The following is a 17,745-nucleotide window of genomic DNA, read 5'->3' as shown; positions in this document are numbered from 1 at the left end:
ATTGAATGCCAGGACAATATGGAGCAATGTGCCTACGTAGGGGAGCAACCTAATGTCGAAAGTAAGTACGGCTTTCAGGTAAAATGGCTGGGACATGCGAGTTTTTTGCTAACTATGCCTGATGGACAGCAAATGCTCGTAGACCCGGTTAGTGAACAGTTCGATTGGCCAATTGACCTGGGGTTTAAGTTAACCGGGGGATTTTATCGCACTGAGCCAGAGTGGCCCGTGAGCTCTGAGTTAGACAATCTAACAGGTGTGGTATATTCCCACATACATTACGATCACTTCAATAAAGCAGATATAGCAGCCTTAGGAACTCAGCCAACCTACTATACCCCACTCGGATTTGCCGATTACTTTGCTGATGGCGGATACAAGATTAACGAGATGGCATGGTATGCAAGTGCTCAGCAAAATGCGCTCACCGTGCACTTTGTGCCTGCACACCATTTTAGCAGCCGGGTGATTGTCCCCTACCTAACCGAAGACAACGACGCAACATTGTGGGGTGGCTGGATATTCGAGTATCAGGGAAAAACATTGTTCTACGCAGGAGATACTGGCTACTCTGCTCACTTCAAAGACATACAAAAGAAATACGGGGATATTGATGTTTGTCTGCTGCCAATCGCGTCGTATCACCATGAGGAATATGGTAATTGGTATAGAAATGTTCACCTTACGCCAGAAGATATGTTAGCAGCCGCCGATGATCTTAACTGTGAGCAGGTGGTGCCCTGGGGATATGGCAATATGAGCTGGAAAATGGGAGATTTAACCTCCCACTCTGCGCTGTTTCGGCTACTTCACGTAAAACAAACGCTGGCACCGACGCGCCCTATCTACATACTCAATGAAGGAGAGAGTGTGACTTTCTAGCCAAAGTCACAAACAGGCATTAATCTGTATCCTGTTCAGGCCAGGTAACGATGTGATCTTCGAAGTCATTTTCAAGATCTACGTCATTCTCACTAATGGCTTTGCCCAGGATACTAATCCCGGCGTCATGCATTGCCTGTTTTGAGCCATTGTGAAGCAACGGATGCCAGCTTGCGAGACCACGTCCTTCGTGCAACCTACGGTAGCTACAGGATTGTGGCATAAAAAAGATGTCTTTGAGGTTATCTTTGGTTAACTGCACGCAAGATGGTACCAGTGTCTGACGCTCAGTATATCGCGTACAGGCGCACGTATTTGCATCACTGTATTGACACACCACATCGGTGTAAAGTAGCTCTTCCCCTTCCCTAAGTACGTCAGTGCTACTAAATTGTTCTTCCTCTTCTTCGTCTGAATCTATAAATGAATGCAAACAGCACTTACCACAACCATCACAAATGGCTTCCCACTCCTGCTGGTTCATTTCTTCAAGTGATTTTTCTATCCAAAAAGGAGTTGTATTCATAACGCTGAACTTGCCACATATTTAAGGGCCGCAAATTGTACTAGAAGAAACAGGCCAGCGCAAAACTGCCCTGCTTCTGCCCGGAAGGACTACTTCTGGGATTCAACCCAGCGCTGAATTTTGACCTCTAAAACAGGCATAGGGACAGCGCCATCAATCAGAACCTGATTATGAAAGGCACGAATATCAAACCGTTCACCTAACTCTTGCTCAGCGTACTCTCTGAGCTGCCTGATCTTAAACTGGCCTACTTTATAAGACACAGCCTGCCCGGGCCAGGCGATATAACGCTCTACCTCTGCTTCTACATCACTTTTCGCCATCGAAGAGTTATCAAGCATGAAATCAATGGCCTGAGCACGTGTCCAGCCTTTGGCATGCAAACCTGTATCCACCACCAGCCTCATCGCTCTTAACTGTTCGTCAGACAATCGTCCATACCACTGGTACGGGTCGGTAAACAACCCCAACTCTTTACCCAGACTTTCAGCATACAATGCCCAGCCTTCGACAAACACCGTTGAGCCTCCGAATTTACGAAACTCTGGCAAATCATCAATTTCCTGCTGCAACGCCAATTGAAAATGGTGACCCGGTGCCGCTTCGTGGATGGATAACGTCTCAACTATAAACTTAGGCTGTGCCTTAAGGTTATGGCTATTTATATAGAACACACCCGGTCTTGAGCCATCCGGTGCGGGACTCTCATACGATGCCCCTGGGGCGGACGCTGCACGGAAGGCTTCAACAGGCTTAACGACATAATCAGCCTTTGGTTTAATATCGAACAATAAAGGAACGCGCGCATCTATTTTCTTTTTCACGTCTTCATAGGCCTTTATTAACTCGGCCTCAGACTGAAAATAGAACTCGTCGCTGTTCCGCAGATGCTCAAAAAATGCCTGAAGGTCTCCCTCGAAACCCACTTGCTCTTTAACACTGCTCATCTCGTCGCGAATACGCTTCACTTCGCTCAGACCCAGCTGGTGGATTTCGGTTGCGGTCATGTCAAGCGTGGTGTTTTCTTTAATATAGTGCTGATACCAGGCCTGCCCATTGGGTAACGCACTATAACCCACCGACGCTCTGGATGCGGGCAAATAAGTTGTTTCTAAAAAGCTGACCATGTCGCGATATGCTGGTACCAGAGTACGCTCGATGTAATGTTTGTAAGACTGCGTAATTTGGCGTTTTTCTTCGTCAGAAAATGAATCAGGTAAATTCTGGATTGGCCCCCAGAAAACCGAGTCTTCCGCTCTATCAACAACATGTGTGCTAAACTGGGGGATCACTTTGGCCGTGATGGCACGTGGTAATACGACCTTACGCTCAATACCCTGAGTCATCATAGCCTGCACAGACTGCAACCAGATAACAAAGCCGTCTGCGCGTTTAAGGAAGTTACTGTAATCATCAACCGTTTTAAAAGGCTGCGCACTTTCACCAGATCCCATGGCTGCAAATACATGATGTGGACCGTACATTTGGTCAATAGGCATGAACTGATCATCAAACTGTTCAGCTGCTTTGTTTTGCACCAGCTCATAATAGAGAATATCGTAGGATAGTTTTGCCTGGCCGCTGAGTTCACTTCGGTCAAGCGACTCCAGACGAGCGAGATATCGAGCCGTGAATGCGCGTGACTGCGCTAGACTATCAGGCCCAAGTGGTAGCTCAAACTTATCGTTGTACTCAGACATACCAAAAAAAGTGGCTGATAACGGGCTGTGCGTAATGCTTTCATCGAAGTAGGTCTGTGCAAGCGTCATCATCTGCGTATTCGCATCCGCTTGCTCAACACTGTGTTGTTGAGACTGCACATTGATGGATGTTGCTTCACATCCAGTCAGTGCAAAACCAACGATGAGCGCTACCAGGGTTTTTCTTATCATGTCTGTAACCTTACTCTTAGTCTATATCGCAGCGCAGTCTGCCAGACATCAAGCAGATTACAACTATTTTCTATGCCAAAGCCATGTCTGTCTCTGCGGTAGGCAGGATAATTTCAATACACAATCCGCCCAGCAGGCTATTGTGCGAATCAATTTTACCACCATGACATTCGACAATTTTTTTGCACACCGCCAGGCCCATGCCTTTACCCCCACTCAGCGAGCTTCGCGACGCCTCTTCCCGGAACAAAGGCTGAAACAACTGCCTGTGTGCATCATAGGACAAGGGCATACCCGAATCTTCAATTCTCAGTACCAGATTTTGCTCTGTGACCAGCGCGCTCATTTTAATGTCTACGCCTTCACCGCCATACTTCAGCGCATTTTTCACGACTTCCAAAATCGCGTTGCCAATAGAACGTTTATCAAACTGCATCGTAAAGTGTGGGTCGAGCCGATTGATCACTTCAAGTCGCGCTTTTTTGGGATCCACATAGGTCATACAGGTTTGGAAGGTTTCATTGATAAAGTGCGCCACTTTTACTTGTTCTTTATTGAGAATACTCGCAACGTCTTTATCGCCCGTCACCAGCATCAACTGATCGATAAACTTGTGAAGCTCGTCTATTTTTGTCATTAATTTGGCATAAGAGTCTTCGACATTTTCGACAATATTGTATTGCAAAGACTCGACCTGGATTTTCATCACTGTTAGTGGTGTACGTAATTCATGCGACAAGTCGGTGAAAAGTTGTTCTTCTTTGGCTTTGAGCTGATTCACCTGCTCATTCACAACCTGCCTTTCACTATCAACGGTACGATTGAGGGCATTAACCTGTTGCTCCAGATGTTTGACTAACTGTCCCTGAAGTGATTTATGTTGCAATGCCAGAGCGACAGTAAATAACAGCACTTCTATTAGATAGCCGACTTTAATGAAGGACGTGATCTCAAACACGTCAATCAGGTTTCCGTAACTCGCCCCAACTATGGTAAGCACATTTAGAAATAGCAGATGATTTATAAGACTATATGTAAAGGTGCGCATTCCGGGCCCTTTCTGTCTGAAACTCCATATGCAGGTATACACAAACAGTGGGATAACAAAGGTACTGGCGAGTAAGTTGTAGTACACGCTTTCAAGATACAACGCGGTGGGTACTAGAATAATATAAAGCCAGGTTCCAAAGACGTAAACAGTATTAAGCGTCGGGTGATAGTGTTTTAGCTGTAAAAAGCCACGTACGAACAACAGGTGAAATATGGGAACTATTGCCATCAGTGCTATTGAAAACTGGCCACTGAAAAAACCATGATTGGGCCAAAAATACTGAAATGAGAAGCCCGCCATATCAATCACAATAAGCAAAAATAACAAGGTCCACATGGCATAGAAGACATTGGTGGTATTGCGGTTGAAGGCCAGGTTAACAATGACGATGAGCAAAATGGCAGCAACGACTCCGGCCAGGCTGGCATTGGTAAGTATGCTGAGTTGTGACGTGGATAAATAGTTAGCTTTGGAGTGTAAACGCAAATTAGCTGGTGCATTTGCAAACGTTTGGTACTCAATCAGGAATTCGCTATGACCCGGTTTCAGGTCTAATGGTAAGTACATTTGCGGGTCCTGAACTGGCCGTTCATCAAACCTCACGTCTTCATGCTGCGATAGCACCTCCTTAAACTCCCCCCCGTCCAGCTGATAAACCACCAGTTTGGGCAATCTGGCAAAACCAAATGAGAGTACCCAATCCGCTGAACTTGATTGATTGTCGAGTTTCAGCGAGACCCATTTAGAATAGAGTTTATGTTGAGGCCGCTTATCAATCTCGTTCAGGGGGATAAATTGCGGAAGAAACTCGGATATATCGCCAGGCGCTTTAATTTGCCTGTCATAATCATAAAAAAAGGTGGCGTTATTCAAAGTGAGCTGTGTGGTAGTGTCGTCAATGACAAATCTTTGCTGCTGTTCTGCGCTAGTGGCATGACCTGCAAACAAAAAGCTCGCTATTAAAAGCATTAAGATAAAGCGCATGAACAAGACTCGGTAACCATTTGTAACTATCATAGGTCTAAATCGTGTATGAAATGTGGAGTCAGGACGAATTTGCGTATCGCCCTGCGATTAATGTAAACCAATGTAACACTATTGCGAAATCCAAAATAGCACCAATTATTAGAAACTTAAAAAAAAATCTATAAATTCTTCATAGACAAAGTGTCAAACTGTCGCCTTTAACTTTGAGTACCTGGTTAAATGACAGTCACATTGAAATATTTCTGTCATATAACTTTGTTTTAATCCGCCCTGAAATAAAAACGTCATCAAAGTGCCACATAGTTTGGCCAGACATAACTGAGTAAAATCATGAGTGAACAAAATCAAACCTCTCTTTTTGCAAAGATCTTAAATTGGACCGCAATTGCATTACTGGTCTATCTTGTTTTAGTTGCTGTTGGCACCGTAAGTGGTGGTTTTAAATTAGCTTCAGGCGGCACAGAAGGTGCTAAAGAAATCTTCGCATTCGCAACAAACCCATTTGTCGCGCTAATGCTGGGTGCATTTGCCACCGCGCTCGTTCAGTCTTCGTCTACTGTTACTTCAGTTATTGTTGGTCTGGTTGCAGGTGGTCTGCCATTAGGCATCGCTATTCCTATGATCATGGGTGCTAATATTGGTACCACTATCACTAACACACTGGTCTCAATTGGTCATATTCGTGATAAAGAAGAGTTCCAACGTGCATTTGCCGCATCGACAGTGCATGACTTCTTTAACTTGTTTGCAGTTGCGATTTTCCTGCCACTGGAAATTATGTTTGGTCTACTGGAAAAATTCTCAGCAGCACTGTCACACCTGTTCGTTGGTGACGCAGACTTATCTCTGAAAAGCTATAACTTCATTAAACCGCTTGTTAAGCCTGCAGTTGGCCTGGTTAAAGACGCAGTAAGCTTCCTTGACGGCAAAGCAGTAGGTATTGCGATGGTTGTAGTTGGTATTGCTATGATCTTATTCGCAGTAACCACCCTGGGTAAACTACTTAAGAAAGCACTTGTTGGCCGTGCAAAAGAGCTTCTGCACAGTGCAATCGGTCGTGGTCCAATCGCAGGCATCAGTTCAGGTGCAGCCGTAACCGTGATGGTTCAGTCTTCATCAACCACCACCAGCCTGATGATCCCTCTGGCAGGCAGCGGTGTATTCAACACGCGTCAAATCTATCCATTCACGCTGGGTGCGAACATTGGTACTACTATCACAGCATTACTTGCTGCTACGTCTATCACAGGTCCGAATGCAGAAGTTGCACTGACGATTGCATTAGTTCACGTTATGTTTAACGTATTTGCTGTTGGTCTGATATACGGCTTGCCACTGCTTCGTGAAATCCCGCTGCAATTGGCTGAGAAACTGGCCCGTATTGGAACACGCAACAAATCTGCGGCATTTGGTTATGTACTAGGTTCCTTCTTTGTCTTGCCTGGCCTGTTGATGCTCGCAATCAAATAATCTGGCAGACAAAAAGCGAGTAATTCGTTACTCGTAAAAAGGGCTCACATATGAGCCCTTTTTTAATAATTTTGACATATTACCCCGGCATAATAACGTCGGTTTAATCTTTCGGCAGAATCATGAATACACGTAAACGGTCTTTGACTTTTGATATACAGGACCAGGCCCAGCAGCTGTTTTTCCTTGAGCAAGGCTCACCATTCGATCAACTTGAGTTTTACATCGAACAGGACCTGTTGGTCGTGTCGTGCCAGCTACCTCAAGATGCAGTGTCGGGCAATCAGATCCGCATTACGGCAAATCACCAGGACAACCGTGACGTAGACTTTGTAGGCATGGTAAAGCTTAAAGAAAAAGATATTATGACTGGTACCATTGAAATACGCCTGAGCGGGGCTGGAAAAAGTGGCTCGTATAATCTGCAATTGAGTTTACTGGGCTACAAACAACGCGTAAAAAACAGCATGGATTACATGGCGTACCTACCGCGTGAAATACACCCGAATGAAAATCAAGCTCTGGTTACGGCCAACAACGCAAGGCATGCAGGTGGACTGTTTCAGACTGTCACCCAATATCTGCGTACAGAATTTAATAACCTGCTAGGCTCAACCAGGCAGGCTTATCTTACCGAACGAAAATGATCCACCACCAGCCACGCATTCATTAGCCAGGACCGCAAATAATGCCGCTTCTTTGGAGTCGACACACACTCCGTCTTGCGACAGCTCAGACACCTCATAATCACCCAATAGTCCAGACCTAACCTTACTGATCAGAAGTGTATTGTGTGCACCACCACCACTGACTATCAGTTGCACGGGACCATCCAACTTAAGACGCTGTATATGTTCCAGCACACACCAGACAGTTAACTCATTGAGTGTAGCGAGCACGTCATAAGAAGACGGTCGCTCAGGGCATTTGGCCCGTATGTCTTCCAGCATGGTAAGATTAAACACCTCAGGCCCGGTTGTCTTTGGGGTGTCCAAATGAAAAAAAGGGATGGTTTTTAGCAAATCGAGCAAACTTACGCAAACTTCTCCCTTTGCGGCTAACTGTCCGTCTTCATCGAAAGGCACATCAAAATAACGCTGGCAAAATGCATCCATGAGCGTATTGCCCGGCCCGATGTCTGAACATTGCACATCGTCAACCTGGCCACCTCTTGGCAGTACGGTGAAGTTTGCTATGCCACCAAGGTTTAACAAAATCCGGTGCACTTCCGCACTTTGATATAACAAGTAGTCGCCATATTGTGCCAGTGGCGCCCCCTCGCCCCCTTTTGCAATATGCTTTTGCCTGAAATCTGATACTGTGATGATCTGCGTATGCGTTGCAACCTGATCTCCGTCCCCTAACTGCAAAGTGCCGTCCGAAAAATCGACATGCGCATGCTGGTGATGTGGGCAATGAAATATGGTCTGGCCATGGCTGGCTATTAAATCTATGTCCGACCTGTCGACTTGCCACTGTGACAAAGTTTGGTTAATTAACTTTGCGTGATATTGCCCTATCCAGGGGTTAAGTAAGGTGAGGTATTCAAGGTTAATGGTTTCTTTGGCAAAAACTGCCCGAACCTTATTTTTAAATTCGCTGTCGTAGGCGTAGGTTTTAAATTTTAGCAGCTTGCATTGTGTTTCTGTGCCTGAGCCAGTCACCTCACACAAGGCCAGATCCAGGCCATCGAGGGACGTGCCGCTCATCAACCCCAGAATTCTGCGTACAGGTTTGGTCGAGATTGTATGGAGCTGACTAATTTGTTTAAGTCCCATTACATTAATATCCTTCGTTATTGGTGGCCACCACTGCCACTACAGGATAATCATTGACGCCCAATTCCAGTGTGAAATTGCGTTTTTCATAGCCCTCGAGCAGAATTTTTTCCGGTAATGCGTTAACCCGCAATGCCGTACCATCAGCATAAATCACCATAAGCTGTTCAGGTTCGAGAATACGTCTGCCCGATGAAAGGTTTTCAAGGCTCAGTATCACAGCACGGTGTCCATCGTCGTTCGACATTGCCACACTGCGGTTGACCTTAAAGTCGCTTTTTGCCGGTTTCATGCGATCTGCCCGGTCAAAAAATAAAGCGCCAAGGTTCATTTGCATGCTGTCAAAACGATAAGGTTTGAGATCATTGGCATTGGCAGAGACCGAAACCATCATCATTAAACTCATTATCAAGCCAGCTTTGTGCATACATCACACTCCATAAAATGACTCAAGGCTCGCACTTTTTGGTCGAGCCTCTGTATTGATGCCGTATTGACCAATTAAATCCGCTATCTCGTCTTTCAGGGCGTCGATAGCAGCATTAATTTCATCTATTTGCTGCTTATTAAATGATTTTCGGCTTAACATAAAATGAATCGCGTTGTCGTTTACCACATAAGGATGTATTCGCATCTGCTCAAAACCGAGCTTCTCTATGTAGTAAAAACCCGAGAACTCATCTTCTATCAAAAAGTCGACACGTCTGCGATTGACCAGTTGCATGCGTTGGTTAATGCTTGGTACCTCAAGCAAGCGCTCTCTGTACCAGGCAATTTTTAAAATTTGCTCTAGCTCTTTGCCGTAGTAGGCGCCGGGATTAGACACAAAGGTGTGCTCAGAAGCGAATAGTTCAGTCAAGCTTCTCACTTCCTTGACCTTTTCCTTGCGGGTGAACAAGCGCATTCTCTCACGACGATAGGCCTGGCTAAAAAATGCCAGTTCAGCCCTTTGCGTGTTAAAACTGGCAGACGGCAAGATATCAATGAACCCCTTGGATAACTCAGTGATCCCCCGGGCAGATGACGGTAACTGGACAAAATCGATACATAGTTTGGCTTTGCTGAACACCCTCCGGGTGATGTCTACATCCAGACCATAAGGCACTGTGTCACGATACATCACATAGGGTGGCCAACTGGTACCAACACCAACCTTGTAACGTGTATCGCATTGCTCACTGGCAAAAGCAATGATGGGCAGGAAAAACAAGAAAAAAATTAAATGCACAATGTCTAACTATCATTAATATTAGCTAGATTATGAAGGATATCTGGAATAAAACAAAGGCGCCGAAGCGCCTTTATTGGTTATTGTTGGCCAATCCCTTGGTCAATCAGAGCCAAACCCCGGCCTCTGATATCAACATACTTATAGCGCTTTCCACACCATCGCTTTGCCAGGCTCTTCGCCACGTGTCCACCATTTAGCTTCGTACAAGTTACCCTGGTAGCTAACGCGGTCGCCTCCGACATAGACTTTGTTTCTATCCCAAGGATCGGCACCTACTGAAGAATCAGTCACGGTCACATCAAATGATGCCGTAGTCGTCGCAGTACCGTCAGATACAGCAACAGTAACTTGGTAAGTTGCATCCTGCGTTACTTCAGGAGCTGTAATTGTGGCGTTCGCGCCCTGACCGCTGACTGTCAGGCCATTACTTGCAGACCAAGTGTAAGTGAGTGCATCACCATTTGGATCCGTTGCACTTACCTGCACTGATGTGCTGGTGTTTTCCGCAAGTGATACTGCTGCGATTGGTGATACTACAGGCGCATCGTTGCCTGTTGAAGGCGCTTTAACCAACACAGTAACATTGCGCGTTGTAGTCGCTTCGCCATCAGATACAGCAATCGTTAACGTATACTCAGTATCTTGCGTAACCACTGGTGCCGCCACACCGACTGAAGTAGTCGTTGCGTTAGTCAGGGTTAGAGCACTTGGCGCACTCCATGCGTAAGTCAGAGGCTGGTTATCTGGGTCAGACGCAGTTGCAGTCACTGTGATTGAGCCACCTGATTGCACAACAACATTGCTATCTACAGACACAACTGGCGGCTTATTAACTGGCACGCCACCAGTCAGACCATCGTACATTGCATTTAGAATATCACCATTATCTGCGTCAATTTCCCAAGCAAACAAACCACCCAGATCATACAAATTAACGTAACGGCCTTTCGCTTCGACAGAGCGCGCGCTATCGAACGTCAGCAATTTACCATTGCTGCGATTCCACACGTAAGCTGCTTCGGCTTGGTCGTCATAGCCCACTTCAAACCCATTCAGGCCTGTACCATTTGGACCAACCAAGTTAGCAGCAATGGCTTTATAATCCATGATGCCTGGCTCCCAAACCCCCTCAGAGGTTGAACCTGCATATTTACCATTGCCAGGTGCAGTCATTGGGTTACCCGGGATAGTAGTGTTCTGGTCTAGCACACCTTCCCAGCCACGGCCATACATTGCAGCACCCATAACAATTTTCTTGGAATTAACACCCTGTTGAAGCAACAGTTGTACTGCATTGTGCGCTGTATAAGCTGGGCCCTTACGCGGCTCACCATTATCATCTAAACCAGTGCCATTACATTCGTCCTGGCTCAGGTGCGAACCACAATATAGTCCAGTCTGGTGACCTGTAACATTGTTCCAGCCGCCGTAAAAGTCATACGTCATTGCAAAGATGTAATCCATGTACTGCTGAGCAGCCTGATAATCGACATCTTCGATTTTGTCGTAGCCTGAACCAATTGCAGATGTAAGTTCATAGGTACGGCCAGTTTCGGCTTCCAGCTCGTCAAGCATGGCACGTAACTCAGCCATCAAGGCAATATATGCAGGACCATCATTGACCGGGTCGCCCAAATCAGGGTTTGGACCGTCACCACCAGGGAATTCCCAGTCAATGTCTACACCGTCATAGAATTTCCAGGTTTTCAGGAATTTCTTCATCGAAGCAACGAACACGTCACGGTTTGCTTTAGTTGTAAAGCCGTGGAACGGGTCCGAAAGCGTCCAACCACCAACGGAAGGCAGAATCTTAAGATCGGGGTAACGCTGTTTAAGTGCCATCAGCTGAGCATATGTACCACGGATCGGGTCGTTTTGATTCACGCCTGGCAGTGTTTTCTGCACAGCGGCCCAAGGATCGTGAATGACGACTTCATAATCTGCTGTCCCCGCACAAGCCTTCTGCAATGCGCGCCAGCTATTACCATTTTCAATTTCTTTCAGCGACTCGTTCGCACCACAGATTGGAATAAATCCATACAACAGGTGACTCAGGTTTTGGGCAGGAATGTTGGTAACGTCAAAGTCGCGCCCGTAGATTCCCCACTCTACAAAGTAAGCACCTGTCACTTTGCCCGGGATTGTGCCGTTGTTACGGTTATTCGGGTTAACATCCATAGGCAGTGGCTCAAGGTGACCACCATCTGTATCGGCAATCACTATCTCTTTACCAGCACTTCTCGCACAGCCCGTGCTATCACACAGTTCAACATACAGAGTATGGCGACCAGATTGCATATAAGGGAAAGTGATAGTACCGCTCTTAGTGCCTGCAGTTAAGGTACCTTCATTGACAAGCTGATTGTCAAAGTAGACTTTATAGCTATCACCACCTGTGCCACTCCAGGCATTCCATTTAATCTGAATATCGACTTTATCTTTAGCAGTTACCAAGTCTTTGTATGACCCGTTTCCATCGAGTACAACATCTACAAATGAATACACTTGTGGCTCCCAGCTCAAGCTAGGTGTTGAAGGTGCAGCCAACACTGAACCGCTCATGAGTGCTAAGCCTATCGCTGTACTTATCTGTTTAATTTTCATTACTTTCTCAACCTTATTTACATGTTATATCCAAACCCCGAGGGGTGAGTTATTGGTACTGCTTAAATCTTTATTGTCTGACTACAGTGCTTTCCAGACTTGTGCTTTTCCTGGTTCTTCTCCACGCGTCCACCATTTGGCTTCGTAGTTTTTATTCCCATGAGAGACTTTATCGCCACCTACATAAGTTTTAGAGGCCTTCCACTGAGGAAAAGTTGATACAGGTACATCCTTAACCGTGACAGTGAAGTCTCTGGAAGTAACTAATTCACCATCTGATACAGCAACCGACACGGTGTATTGTGTGTCTGCTGACACTTCGCCACTTTGTATCGAGATAGTGGCGCCGCTGCCTGTCATCGAGAGCCCAGCTGGCAGTGTCCAGTTGTAGGCTAGCTCGGTCTGCTCATCATCAAAGGCATGCACATGTACCTGTACTTGGGCATTCTCATCCATCACAACCGGGTCTGGTTGATGAACCGTAGGAGGCGTGTTTGGCGCCTTAGGTACGATAGTGAGGTTATAGGTGTACGCCGCATCCGTTACGAACACTTGATTACTGAGCAAATTCGCTTCATCAAATACCACGTCGCCATTAGCCTGTTTGACACCCACCTGAACATCATTGGCATAGGTTGCATTCAGCTGCCCTGCCAACACGCTCTCCCAGTTAGCCTGGTTTTGCGCCGTAACCGCTAAGGAATGTTTGACAATTTCCTGGCCGTTTTGGTCAAAAACGCGCGCCCAGACAAGGTCACCAGCGTTAGCCGTCTGACCCCGGCTGACAAAATAGCCAGCTGCGTACCAGTCGGTAGGCTGCGAATCAGAAACTATGTTGATGTCGCTACAGTTGTAAAAGCCTTCTCCAACGACATCATTGCGCTGCCAGCGCGTATACAAAATCGCGTCGCCACTGCGGCCTTGAGGTATCTGAATGGTCATTTCGTAAATACGTTTACCATCCGGATCTTTTACGAAATCCACGTTGCCGATCTCTGTGATCAGATCGATATTGCCCCAGGTCATGACATCTGTCGCCGGGTTAAACCCAGGCTTGGTCAGATAAAACTTCCAGAAGCTGGGGTTGTGCGGTGTCGTCGCATGAAAGCGAATTGCCAGCTCACCATTTGCATTAGGACGAACATCTGTCTTTTGCCAATCGGCTGACGGTAAGTTCATACCGCGCTTTTCATGTGAGCCTGCCGCACAGAGTGTGCCATCTGGTATGTTCTTCTCTACAGCCTGTTGGTTGTTGTAATCAGGTGTATTGACGGCAAATTCGTGTTCCTGAATAAACTGTACATAGCCCGACTCCAGATAAGCAGCCCGACAGGCAGCATTGGGAATATTGGAACCATCTTCTGGCCACCAGTACCCTCCCTGATCTTCACAAATAGCCTGCCTTGCAAGCGGAAAGTCCATATAACCATGGCTTGTAGCCAGGTCGCTGTAGCACAGAGCTGACAATACCAATGCGCTGATTGCGCTCTGCTGTGATAGTAATTTAAACGTTTTCATAGTTTGCCTCTATCATAGGGGCCGAAGCCCCTGTCCTTTGAAGTTGGGTCGGTTACAAACTACAAACTTTGGTGTAATCCGAACTTACTGATGGCTGTTTATTGCTCCACCACTTCGCTTTGTAAACACCATTTCCATCGATGATTAAGTCACCCTGAGCAGCATGAGTTCCCTTTGGAAACTCCGGGTATACTTTAATCTGAGAAATAGGCACACCTTCACAGCTTGTGATTGGACCGCCGTTACCATCACCTGGTTTTGCATCTGGCAATTTCGGATACTCGAACTTAAATGCGTAACGTTTACCATCTTTCTCGGCAACAAAGTTAACCGGACCTGTGATAGGCATGTAATACATTACCTGTGCGTTGACCGTTTCACCCGGTGCGAACGATTTCGGAATGTTGCCCCACTCGTCTACCAGGGTGATTGAGAAGCGGTGGAACTCATTCTCAAATCCACCAATATTGTTGCCAGCAGCATTAGAGGCATTAGCTTCAACCGCCATACCCAGTTTCTCTTGCGCGTTCCAGTTCGACTTAAAGATTGCCGATGTTGCAACTGGAACATCAAAGGTGATCTTCGCACCTGACAAGTCAATGGCAGAGTTGTTGGTAAACGCAAATGTTGGTGCAATTGGATAGTTATCATCACCTAGTGGGAAATCTTTGGCAGTAAAGGTGACATCAACGGATTCCGTAGGAACCTGGAAGTTCACATTTCCTGGATGAATATCGTAAGGCGCACCAGACTGGTTAAACTTGTTGTATGCAAGCGTTGTCAGGCTCGACCCCATGAAGTACTCACCTTTCGCGGCATCGTAGTCAAAGTCACCAGCAAGTTCCCAGAACATAATGCCGCCCAGGCCGTTGTTGATAACATAGTCAACTTTGGTACCCATCGACTCCTCGTCCTCAATAGACAAGAACACTTTTTTCTCTGCGTTCCACAACCAAGGCGCCACAGCAACAGAGTCATAATGACGCGCATATGTGCCAGTCAATGCGTCTTCAGGGTCTGTAACTGGGTTCAGACCATAGTCAGCAAGGTAGCTTCCCAATACACCAGACTGCAGGTTCTTAACATGCCACAGCGGGTTAGAGCCGGCAGGTACTTCCAGGCCTACGTCATTCTTGTCATGCCAAAGGTTATCGATACCCACAGCGCCATTACCGCACTTATTCTTCTCACCTTTGCCGGTGCCCGGAGGACAGTTTGCCTGATCAGGGAATGCAGCCTGACCCCACAGTCCATTAGTACCACCCTGAACATCCTTGAAACCACGCGTATAGTAAGGAATACCGATGTTAATACGACCGCCCGATAGCGCACCTCGGAAGTACTTAACAGCCCAGTCAGTATTCAGGTAACCGATGCCTTCAAACTGAGCAGTGCCGTAAACGTTCCATGCTTTAAGTTCTGAATCTTCACCAGTATCGAACAAGGAAGCATTGTGGCCTACGTGTTGGTTCCAAGCACCATGCAAGTCATAAGACATAATGTTGACGTAATCCAGATACTTAGTAACCTGGAAGGTCTCCATACCACGCAGCAAATAACCAGAAGAAGGTGACGCAATGGTTAGCATATAGTGTTTGCCATCCTGCTGACCGGCTTTGTCTAACTCTTCACGTAAACGCTTCATCAATACCTGATAAGAGGCATTTAGCCCTGCACGTAGTGCATTAGAAATAGGGAAGTCATCTGGGTGACCTGCGTCGTTCATTGAAGTCGGGTATTCATAGTCAATGTCGACACCATCGAAGCCATAGGTACGAATGAACTCGACCGCACTTGCCGCGAACGCATCGATACCAGCCTGATTAACACTGCCATCAGCATTGGTAGTCATAGTGTAGAAGCCACCACTGTTAACGCGCTTGCCATCGGTACCAAAGTAGCCACCGGTTTCGGCCCAACCACCTACAGAGATGAGTGTTTTAACATCCGGATGTTGTTTCTTATATTTGTTAAGTAAGTTGAAGTGACCTTTATAAGGTAAGGCCGGATCCATCTCAGCACCCGCTTCGCCTGGCCATTCCATATTTGTAGCAGGGTTGCCTGGTGCGGCTGGGTCGCCAATTGAAACCTTGTTGTTCGCGTCAACATGAGCAAAAGCGTAATTAATATGGGTTATTTTGTCCCATGGAATATCATTCACCAGGTAAGAAGGCTGGCCATTGGCACCGTTTCTCCAGCTCGTGAAGTAACCGATAACCCGACGAGGGTGATCTGTACCCATTTTTTCACGGCCATCGACATCATAGATAGTACAGTAAGGTGTATTCACACCAGGTGTTTGGAACAAGCCTTCAGGTTTACAGTCGTCGCGTCCCCCCTGGCCCTGCTCAACAACGGTCAGAGATTGAGAAACACTTGCCGTAGCTCCTTTATCATCTGTCACTGTCAGAGTAAATGAAACCGGACCCAGTTGCTGCGCTGTCCATGTGTGGTCCGTTGCACTGCCGTTGGTAGTTACAACATCAACACCATCTACCGTAAACGTCAACTTGGTCACCTGACCGTCCATATCGCTTCCAGACAAGCCAAATACCACCTGAGAACCCACGGTCAATTCCGCTGGCTGACTCTTAATAACAAGCTGTGCTTCTGGTGCTTTGTTACCAGTATCTGCTGGTTTTACAACCACCTGGCTGGTCAATACGTTTGATGCTGCACCTTTATCATCATAAGCTGTTGCGCTGATATCATGCGTACCTACACTGGCGTTCCATTGCGCATCAAACATATCTGCGGTGCCGCTTACGTCAGTGGCAATCAGGCTGCCGTCAACGAAAAACTCAACCTTACTCACAGTACCATCAGAATCTACCGCTTTTACACTGATGGCAACGCTGTCATTAGCAACGAATTCAGTGCCGGAAACTGGCTGTAAGTTACTGGCTACTGGTGGTTTATTTTCGACAGCGCTGTCACACAAACCCAGCCAAGTCCACTCCTGCCAGTCACCAGAGTTCGTTGCCGGCTCAGAACGCGTCCACCAGTTAGCTTCATAGGCATTATTATTTTGCTCGACCTGCTGACCACCGGTATAGGCATTACCAGATTGCCATGGATTTAGACCGGTACAGTCATACGCATTTGCATGTGTTGAGCCTATAGCAATAGCGATTGCGCTGAGCTGCAGTGCCATCTTGAATTTGTTTCTCGTTTTCATACTTTCTTCAACCTTTACTGTTTTAGTGATTAACATTTTTAAAGTAAAGCTAACATAGAAATGAAGTACGTCAACGTAAGCGTGACTACTTTTTAATCAACAGAACCTCGTAAACCATCCTTTTTACCTAGCAATTATTCAAATGAATGGACTTTTTCTCATTTTGACCGGACCTCCATTAAATGAGTTAAATTCATATATTACAGTCCGTATATTCAGTGCTATTGCATAAAGAACAATCAGTTAGAAATAAATTAGAAACATTGAAAAGAAAAACTTATGTGTTCGGATAAGTTTTTCTTATCTTTTCGATGCAAATCTAAAGATCACGTTTAAACATAACTTATAACCAATGGTTATATAAGAAACTCCCCAGGTCGGACCAATAACATCACGTTAACGTTAACGTTAACGCAGTAACAAAGGCATGATTTAGCCCTCAATGGGGTACAAAGAAGTGTTCAGAACACATTTGAAGGGATAGAAACCGTATGATAAGACTATGCGCGTGATTAACTGGCGATGATGACTGGCAGTGTCAGTATGACTTTAGCGCCTTCATTACGCTTACTTTCAATATTAATAGTGCCTTTGTGCTCTGTGATAATCCCATACACAACAGCCAGAC

At 46.2% G+C, this 17,745-nt stretch carries 12 protein-coding genes; 3 read left to right on the top strand and 9 right to left on the bottom strand.

What is annotated here, in order from left to right:
* The first annotated feature begins 18 nt into the window (after window positions 1-18).
* A complete protein-coding gene (locus QNM19_RS01815) occupies window positions 19-882 on the top strand; it encodes an MBL fold metallo-hydrolase (RefSeq protein ID WP_284026237.1) in 864 nt (287 codons plus the stop codon).
* Between the two features lie 19 nt (window positions 883-901).
* Here the strand turns inward: QNM19_RS01815 and QNM19_RS01810 are convergent, their stop codons facing one another.
* The 3 genes from QNM19_RS01810 to QNM19_RS01800 all read right to left on the bottom strand — a co-directional run bounded on the left by QNM19_RS01810 (window position 902) and on the right by QNM19_RS01800 (window position 5,368).
* Window positions 902-1,408, bottom strand: coding sequence for a YcgN family cysteine cluster protein (locus tag QNM19_RS01810; protein ID WP_049864771.1), 507 nt, complete (start codon window positions 1,406-1,408; stop codon window positions 902-904).
* 89 nt (window positions 1,409-1,497) lie between these two features.
* Complete coding sequence (locus tag QNM19_RS01805) at window positions 1,498-3,300, bottom strand: DUF885 domain-containing protein (RefSeq protein WP_049864770.1); 1,803 nt, start codon at window positions 3,298-3,300, stop codon at window positions 1,498-1,500.
* Window positions 3,301-3,370: 70 nt separating this feature from the next.
* Window positions 3,371-5,368 carry a sensor histidine kinase gene (locus QNM19_RS01800; protein ID WP_284026236.1) on the bottom strand — a complete coding sequence of 666 codons (1,998 nt, stop codon included), beginning with the start codon at window positions 5,366-5,368 and terminating at the stop codon, window positions 3,371-3,373.
* Window positions 5,369-5,668: 300 nt separating this feature from the next.
* Between QNM19_RS01800 and QNM19_RS01795 the strand changes: the two genes are divergently transcribed.
* Both QNM19_RS01795 and QNM19_RS01790 read left to right on the top strand, forming a co-directional pair.
* The gene (locus QNM19_RS01795; protein WP_010381270.1) at window positions 5,669-6,808 is read left to right on the top strand and encodes a Na/Pi symporter; all 1,140 of its coding nucleotides are present in this window, start codon (window positions 5,669-5,671) and stop codon (window positions 6,806-6,808) included.
* Between the two features lie 122 nt (window positions 6,809-6,930).
* The gene (locus QNM19_RS01790) at window positions 6,931-7,455 is read left to right on the top strand and encodes a hypothetical protein (RefSeq protein ID WP_284026235.1); all 525 of its coding nucleotides are present in this window, start codon (window positions 6,931-6,933) and stop codon (window positions 7,453-7,455) included.
* On the opposite strand, the gene QNM19_RS01785 is transcribed toward QNM19_RS01790, so the two are convergent.
* From QNM19_RS01785 to QNM19_RS01760, 6 genes are all read right to left on the bottom strand, one after another.
* Window positions 7,420-8,586, bottom strand: coding sequence for an anhydro-N-acetylmuramic acid kinase (locus tag QNM19_RS01785; protein WP_284026234.1), 1,167 nt, complete (start codon window positions 8,584-8,586; stop codon window positions 7,420-7,422). The genes QNM19_RS01790 and QNM19_RS01785 overlap by 36 nt on opposite strands.
* A 4-nt stretch (window positions 8,587-8,590) precedes the next feature.
* Window positions 8,591-8,983 carry a hypothetical protein gene (locus tag QNM19_RS01780; protein ID WP_284026233.1) on the bottom strand — a complete coding sequence of 131 codons (393 nt, stop codon included), beginning with the start codon at window positions 8,981-8,983 and terminating at the stop codon, window positions 8,591-8,593.
* A gap of 33 nt (window positions 8,984-9,016) precedes the next feature.
* Window positions 9,017-9,814, bottom strand: a complete 798-nt coding sequence (locus QNM19_RS01775; protein WP_284026232.1) for a substrate-binding periplasmic protein — start codon at window positions 9,812-9,814, stop codon at window positions 9,017-9,019.
* Window positions 9,815-9,955: 141 nt separating this feature from the next.
* Entirely contained in the window at window positions 9,956-12,421 is a 2,466-nt protein-coding gene (locus QNM19_RS01770) for a glycosyl hydrolase family 18 protein (protein WP_284026231.1), read from the bottom strand.
* 81 nt (window positions 12,422-12,502) lie between these two features.
* On the bottom strand, window positions 12,503-13,939 hold the full coding sequence (locus QNM19_RS01765) for a lytic polysaccharide monooxygenase (protein WP_049866252.1): 1,437 nt from the start codon (window positions 13,937-13,939) through the stop codon (window positions 12,503-12,505).
* A 52-nt stretch (window positions 13,940-13,991) separates the two neighbouring features.
* The gene (locus QNM19_RS01760) at window positions 13,992-17,117 is read right to left on the bottom strand and encodes a glycosyl hydrolase family 18 protein (protein WP_284026230.1); all 3,126 of its coding nucleotides are present in this window, start codon (window positions 17,115-17,117) and stop codon (window positions 13,992-13,994) included.
* Window positions 17,118-17,745 lie beyond the last annotated feature (628 nt).

It is taken from the genome of Pseudoalteromonas ardens, assembly GCF_030125445.1.
GTDB classification, from domain to species: Bacteria; Pseudomonadota; Gammaproteobacteria; order Enterobacterales; family Alteromonadaceae; genus Pseudoalteromonas; species Pseudoalteromonas ardens.
Note: the sequence above shows the minus strand (reverse complement) of the source record. Positions and strands in the feature narration are given on the sequence as shown.